3 protein-coding genes are annotated in these 6,684 nt (G+C 73.0%); 1 reads left to right on the top strand and 2 read right to left on the bottom strand.

The window, feature by feature from the left end; translation table 11 throughout:
- Window positions 1-838: 838 nt before the first annotated feature.
- Entirely contained in the window at window positions 839-1,324 is a 486-nt protein-coding gene (locus tag OG556_RS39870) for a hypothetical protein (protein WP_331742788.1), read from the top strand.
- A 57-nt stretch (window positions 1,325-1,381) separates the two neighbouring features.
- Here the strand turns inward: OG556_RS39870 and OG556_RS39865 are convergent, their stop codons facing one another.
- A complete protein-coding gene (locus OG556_RS39865) occupies window positions 1,382-2,002 on the bottom strand; it encodes a hypothetical protein (protein ID WP_331742790.1) in 621 nt (206 codons plus the stop codon).
- Entirely contained in the window at window positions 2,002-6,660 is a 4,659-nt protein-coding gene (locus OG556_RS39860; RefSeq protein WP_331742792.1) for a DnaB-like helicase C-terminal domain-containing protein, read from the bottom strand. The genes OG556_RS39865 and OG556_RS39860 overlap by 1 nt, the downstream gene beginning before the upstream one ends.
- Between the last annotated feature and the right edge of the window lie 24 nt (window positions 6,661-6,684).

Raw genomic sequence — 6,684 nt, 5'->3', positions numbered from 1 at the left:
CGCGCCGTCACTACCGTGACGGAATGCTGTAACGCCACTCCGTGGCTCTTGTCTAACTGGGGGAGGGTTCCGGTACAACTCTCGCCTGTCGGTGGGCTACCCGGGGGCCGGCCCTTGTACCGATTCCGAACACCCCCTGGCTGGCCTTTTCCCTCGTGAAGACGGTTCTTTAGGGCTCTGAACTGGGCTTTTCTTCTGTGCTCTCGGGCTTTGCCTGTCGCGAGCGGGCTACTCCCGGGGCCGGCCAGCTCCTTCGGGGGGACGCCCTCCGGGCGCCTGCCCTGTTCTGTACCGGGCTCCAGTTTTGTCACGGCACCCGCGTCGTTACAAGTCATTGGCCAGAGGATCTGTGACTCTGAGTCAGATAAGGGACTTGCTAGCTGGTCTGAACCAGTGAGGCACTTCTAGCGCCCCAATCGGGCCCTGTACAGGCATCGGGGGCATTTTCTGTAACGCGCCTGATTGACGGTCGCCTGTATCGGGATGATGACCCTTCATATCCTACGTGTTTCCCACTGCAGACGGGGAAGTTGTACCGGGCGCTATCAGCCTGAGCCTGTATCAGAATTGCACGGTCAGGGAATTCCGCCTGATGCCCCGTCTCCCCTCCAGGTTGTACCGGGGATTCATGCTGCGGCGCTTCGAGAATTGTACCGAGAATTCCTTCAGTAGCCGGGCATTCGGAGGCACGGGGTGGCTGCGGTGCCGCCGGCGGGCGGCTCGGCCGGCTGCTGCTCGGCCAGGTGGTGGAGCTCCGGCCCGGGCCCCGGCGGTGCACAGCGGGGCGGGGCCGGTCGCTGACTGGGTTACCTCGGGGGGCGGGCTCGTTGGCCTGGGTGTGAGCGACGAGGCGGCGCCGGTGGACGGCGGCACGATGTACGCCGTCGATGTCGGCAGCGAGCCGTTGCGGCCGTTGGGCATGCAGGCGTGGGCCGTCGAGGGGCAGCGGGCGCAGGTGGTCTTCGCGGCCTCGCACCGGGTCGAGACGTTCGCGTTGGCCGGCGGCCGCGGGCCGGATTCGCACCTGGCCGGGCTGGCGTCCGGCGGGTGGGCGCGGTTCGGTGACTTCGAGGGCTGGGCGGAGCCGGCGGTCGGCTGGTCGGCCGTCCTGGACGTGGCCGGCAACGTCCAGGACGGTGACCGGCCGGGCTGGCGTCTGCTTCTACGAGGGCGGTCTGAACAGCTCGCGCGTCTGGCGCCGTACCGCGCGCCGCCACGGTGCCTTCTTCGCCCTGGCTGGCTGCATCACCGGCCCTTGGGACATCGCGGAGGCGCAGCTGCGGGGGAAATGTACGCGCTGTTGTGCCCGGTGGTGCTGGTCTGAGCTGGGGTGGGGCGCAGCTGCAGCCCGGTGGGGCGGGCGCGCGGCTGGTGGGGGTGGTCAGGCGCCAAGGCCGATGTGGCGGACGTAGGTGTAGGCGCCCCAGTCGGAGTCGAGGTCGGCGATGACGTCGTCCCAGATCTCCTCCAGCTTGCCGATGTCGCCGGCGACCATGGCGTCGACGGCTTCGTCCCAGACGTAGCGGACCTGCAGGGTGCGGAGGCGCAGGTTGTCGCGGCGGCGCGGTTCGTCGACGACGTCCTGGTTGATGGGGTGGATCTCGACCCGGGTGCCCTTGCCGGCGTTGTTGAGGTGCTGCTTGAACGCGCCGGGGTTGTTGAGGATGTTGGCGGCGCGGAGGTTCCAGTAGGCGGTGTCGATGGCGTCGAGGTTGGCGGGTAGGGGGTGTTGCTTGCCCTTGGTCCAGGCGCTGATGGTCTTGGGGACGGCGGTGATGCCGGCGTCGGCCATGGCTTGGGCGCCGCCTTGGGTGGTGGTGAGGTACTTCATGCGGGCGGTGAGGCCCCGGCGGGTGGTGACGGGGGATTTGATGCCGCCTTCGATGATCATCCGTTCCAGGGCGTCTTCGAGGGCGCGGGCGAGGACGATTTTTCCGTGGCGGTTTTCGGGGTCGTCGGCGGCGCCGTATTTGCCGAAGTTCTTCCAGCCGTCGGTCGACATCAGGCGGCCTTCCCGAGGGTGTACTGGGTCTTGAGCTTCAGCTGGGTGGTGAGGCGGCCTTCTTCGAATACCGTGCGCCAGGGGAAATCTCCGGTGATGTGGAGTTCGTCGGTGCCGCGGAGGCGGACGATGGTGAGGCCGTGTTCGTGGGCGCGGTATGCCTTGTACCAGAGGTTGGCGAATGCCTGGCTGCGGAAGATGTGCATCCAGTCGGGTCGGCGGAGGTCGCGGTTGGTGGTGGATTCGCCGATGGTAGAGACAAAAATTGAGTAGATGGCCTTGATGTATTCTTCGGTGACTTTATCGCCTTCGAGGACGGCTTTCTCGCGGGCGGTGGTGAGGACGCGGCGGAACTTCTCCGCGATGTTCTCGGAGGCGCCGGAGGTCCAGGCCTGGGTGATGTACGGGGGATCGCAGAGGTCGAGCTTGTGGCAGCGGATCAGGAGGCGGATGGTGGCGTCGTCCAGGAAGACCGGGCCGGGCTCGCGGCGGTTGCCGATCGGGTCGGGCAGGTGCGGGTGGTGCCAGGTGGGGCGTTCGGGCAGGAGGTAGACGCCGGAGCGCTTGGGGTCGAAGCCGCCGTTGGGCTGGTGGACGAGGGAGCCGATGGGCAGCCAAGCCTTCAGGGCGCTGCAGTAGGCGGCGTTGGTGTCGAGGACGTCGACGGCCACGCTGGTGAGGGTGCCGTCCTTGAGCTGGGTCATGAGTGGGCCGTTCTCCCACTTGTGGCGGCCTTCCCAGATGTCGTCGGCTCCCTTCTTGGTCTTCTTGCTGAGGAATTCGAGGCGTTCGGGATAGACGGTGTGTTCGTAGTTTCCGCCGACTCGGGTTGCTTCGAAGAGGGCCATTGCGTTGGGAATTGCTTTGTTTTCCAGGGCGGCGATGGTGGCCTTGGTGTCGCCGTCGTGTTCCTGGAGGGCCTGGTCGACGACCGAGCTGATCATGTCGAGGTAGTAGCCGTAGTCCCGGCCGGCGTAGTTCCCGCCGTTGGTGCGGGCGGGCCTGGAGGTGGTCGTACGCGGCGCGTGGTCCCGGGTCGGGCGCAGCGGGTGGGTGGGGGGCTGGTCGGGTGTCAGGGTGTCCAGGGCGGCCGCGGTGGCCGGGGTGACCTCGGCGTCGGCGTCGGGCCGGGGCGCAGCGGGGGTGTTCTGGGTGGTGTGGCCGGGGACGGCGGCAGTGGGCCAAGGGGAGGCCGGTGTGGGCGCCTCCGGCGCCGGGTGGTGGGTGGCGTAGGGGTTGGAGGGGGTGGGGTTGGTGAGGCGGGCGTGGGTGCGGTCGGCGGTGAGGGTGAGGGTGGCTTGGGTACCGAGGTCGCGTTCGGCGATGGTGACGAGGAGTTGGGTGGTGGGGGCATCGGGGTGGGGATGGAGGGTGAGGGTGGTGTCGAGGCTGAGGGTGGTGATCAGGTCGTGCTGGTCGGTGTCGAGGATGGCCAGGACCGGGACGTGGTGGGTGCGGGCGAGGTGGGCCAGGGCCTGGGCGGCGTCGGTGAGGCGGGGGCCGGAGAGCGGGAGGCGGGGGTCGTCGAGGGCCTGGAGGCGGTCGACAACGACCAGGGCCAGGCCGGGCTGGCCGGTGGGGTGGGTGAGGTCGACGGCGGTCTCGGCGATGGCGTCGGGGGTGAGGTCGCTGCCGTCGTCGATGTAGAGGTGGGCGGCGGCGAGTTCGGCGTGGAGGGCGGTGACGTCGGCCTGTTCGGCGGGGGTGAGGCGGCCGGTCCGCAGGCGGCGGTAGTCGACGTGCAGGTGGGCGGCGACGATCCGGGCGGCGACGTCGGCGCGGGTGAGGCCGGAGGCGGCGTAGAGGACCGGCAGGCCGTGTTCGAGGGCGGTGGTGCGGGCGGTGGTGGTGGCAAGGAGGCTTGCGCCGATGCCGGGGGCGGCGGCGGCGAGGTAGAAGCGGCCGGGCTGGAGGCCGCCGAGGGCCTGGTCGAGGGTGGGGATGCCGGTGAACAGGGCGCGCGGGCCGGCCGGGGTGTTGGTGTGCGGGTCTGGGGTCTGGGGGGTGAGGACGGTCGTGAGGGCGTCGGCGAGCGGGGCCAGGCGGCGCGGGGGCCGCGGAGTGGCGGGCGCCGCGGGGGGCGTGGTGGCCGGCGGGGGCATGGCCGCGGGGGCGTGCAGGGCGGGTTCGCCGGCGGCCGGCGCGGGCGCGCTCGAGGTGGCCGGCTCGGCGTCGGCGGGGGCCAGCTGGCCGGGCGCAGCTGTGGCGGGGACGGGCTCGACTGCGGCCAGGGCCGGGACGGGCTGTCCGGTGGGCGCGGGCGGGTCGGCGGCCAGCGGCAGCAGGGCATCCGGGTCGACCAGGGGCAGGAGTTCGGAGGGGTCGACCAACGGCAGCAGCGGCGCGGCCGGGCCGGGGGTGACCGTGGCGGCCGGGGTCGCCGGGGTGGGGAACAGGGTGTCGTCCGGTGCATCAACCCCGCTACCGGGCGGGGTTGTTGATCCCTGGCGGGTGGTGCTGGCCTGGGCGCGGTTGTTCGAGGTCGGAGCGGTCGAGGACGCGGGCGCGCTCGGGGCGGACGGTGCGAGGGGCGCAGCTGCGGCGGGGACGGTGGCCGGGACGGGCTCGGCTGCGGCAGGCATCGGGGTGGGGGTCGGCTGGCTGCCGGGAGCGGCCGGCTCGGCGCCCGGGGTAATCGTTACAACTTCGTTGCTGTGTGGGGTTGTTGCTGGCGTGTCGGGTGTACCGGGGGCGGGGCGGCCGGGGTGGGTGGTGGGCGGGAGCGGGGTGCCGTCGGGGGTGGCGGGAAGCAGCACGGCGAGGGGGGTGACGTGGCGGCGCAGGACCTGGGGGTGGCCGGTGGCGGCGGCCTGGATGAGGTCGCCGAGTTTCTTGCGGGCGTCGGCGGTGCCGTGTGCGGGGGCGGGGGTGAGGTCCCAGCCCAGGGTGGTGGCGGTGGTGGGGGCGGTGAGCAGGGCGTGGTGGGTGCCGCGGGCCAGGGGGGTGGAGGTGCCCTCGCCGGCGGCGCGGATCAGCTGCGGGAGGGTGCTGCGGGCCTGGTGGAGCGTCTGCGGGCTCGGGGCCAGGACCAGGGCGAGGTCCAGAGGCGGGGCCGGAGCGGGGCGCAGCGGGACGGGGTCCGGCACGGTGGCGGTGTCGGCCGCCGGAGTGGGCGGCGAACCGGCGGCGGGAGCGTCGGTACGCGGCGGTACGGGCGCCGGGGTCCGGGCGGCGGGGGTGTGGGGGGCCGTGGGCACGGTGGTGTCCTGGGGATTCGGGGCGGCGGCGGACGCCGGTACGGGGTCGTCGGCCGGGGTGTCGGGGAAGGCGGGGCCGGGCGGCGGTGTGAGGTCTCCGGTGGGCGGGGCGGCCTGGCCGGGAGCGGACCGCGGCACGGTGGTCGCGGGGCCGGGTGAGGCGACGTCGGGGCCGACGGCCAGAGCGGGGGCCGTCGGGCCGGAAGCGGCGGGCGGCGGCAGGTGTGCCCCGGCGTCGGTCGCCCTGGGCCGGCTGGTGGCGGGCTCGGGTGCGGTCCGGCCGACGGCCGGGCGGGAAGTGACAAGGTCTTCACCGGACGGACCAGCGGTGCCCGGCGGACGGCTGGCGGCCAGGGCGTTCTCACGCGCCTCCGGCGCGGGGGCCAGGCGGTGGTGGCCGGCCGTGGACTTCAGGCTCGCCAGCTTGGGGCGGTCAAGGACGGTGTCGAGACCGGGCTCGCCGACCAGGACCAGGGGGAAGCGCTCCGGCCCGCCCCGCGCCCACAGACCGTGGAGCGTCTGCAGCGCGGCAGTGGCCAGGCGGTGGGCGTCGGGCACGACCAGCAGGCGGGCGGCGCGGCCGAGCTCGGCGGCGATCAGCTCCAGCGCGGCGTTCCGCGCGCGGGGCCGAGGGCGGCGGTGGTCGAGACCGAGGGCGGTGTACAGGACGTGGATGAGGGCGGCTTCGTCGGTGCCGGGGTGGGGGCGGACCTGGACGGCGGGCAGGGGCTGCTGCTGGGTGGCCGTGGCAATGGCCGGGGTCGCGGTGGTGGCCGGGCCGGTGACGCACAGGATCGCCCGGTGTTCGACGGTCGTGAGCAGGTCCTGGAGCAGGCTGTCCGCCGTTGGGTGGGCGGCCGGAGAGGCCGGCGGCACGGTCGTGTCGGCGGCGGTTGGGTTGGGGTGGTCAGCGGGGACCGGCACGGCGGCGGTGTCGGCCGCCGGAGCGGGCGCCGACCCGGCGGCGGCCGCGCCCGCAACCGGCGCAGCAGTGGACACGGGGGCCGGGCCGGGGTCCGGGACCGGGGTGGCGGCCAGCGCAGCCGATGCAGCGTCAACGGCTTTGGAAACAAGGAGAGTTATGGCGGCCTGGGTAGCCGGGTGGGGGACATCGCTGCCCGGGGCCGGACGTAGCGGGGCCGGGCCGACGGTGGTGTCGGTCTCCGGAGCGGCGGGCGGCGCCTGGGCCGGTTCCACCCCGGCGGCGAACTCGGCCGCGGCGACCGCGCCCAGTGCGGGCCGCAGGTGGTCGGCCACAAGCTGCTTTAGGGCCTTGTACATCTGGCCGGCCCGCTGGCTGGTCGGGCCGCCGAACGCGCCGCGGGGAGCGGTGAGCAGCGCGAGCCAGTGCGGACCGGTGAGCTTGCCCCGGGCCGCGGCTCCGAGGGCGGACTTCAGCTTGCGGCCCGCCGGAGTGGCCAGGTGACCGCGTGCCGGGTTCACCAGCTGGTAGGCGGGCATCGCCAGGTTCTGGCGCGGCCCCCG

This window comes from Kitasatospora sp. NBC_01300, from assembly GCF_041435235.1.
Taxonomy (GTDB): domain Bacteria; phylum Actinomycetota; class Actinomycetes; order Streptomycetales; family Streptomycetaceae; genus Kitasatospora.
This window is presented reverse-complemented; position numbering and strand designations above follow the sequence as displayed.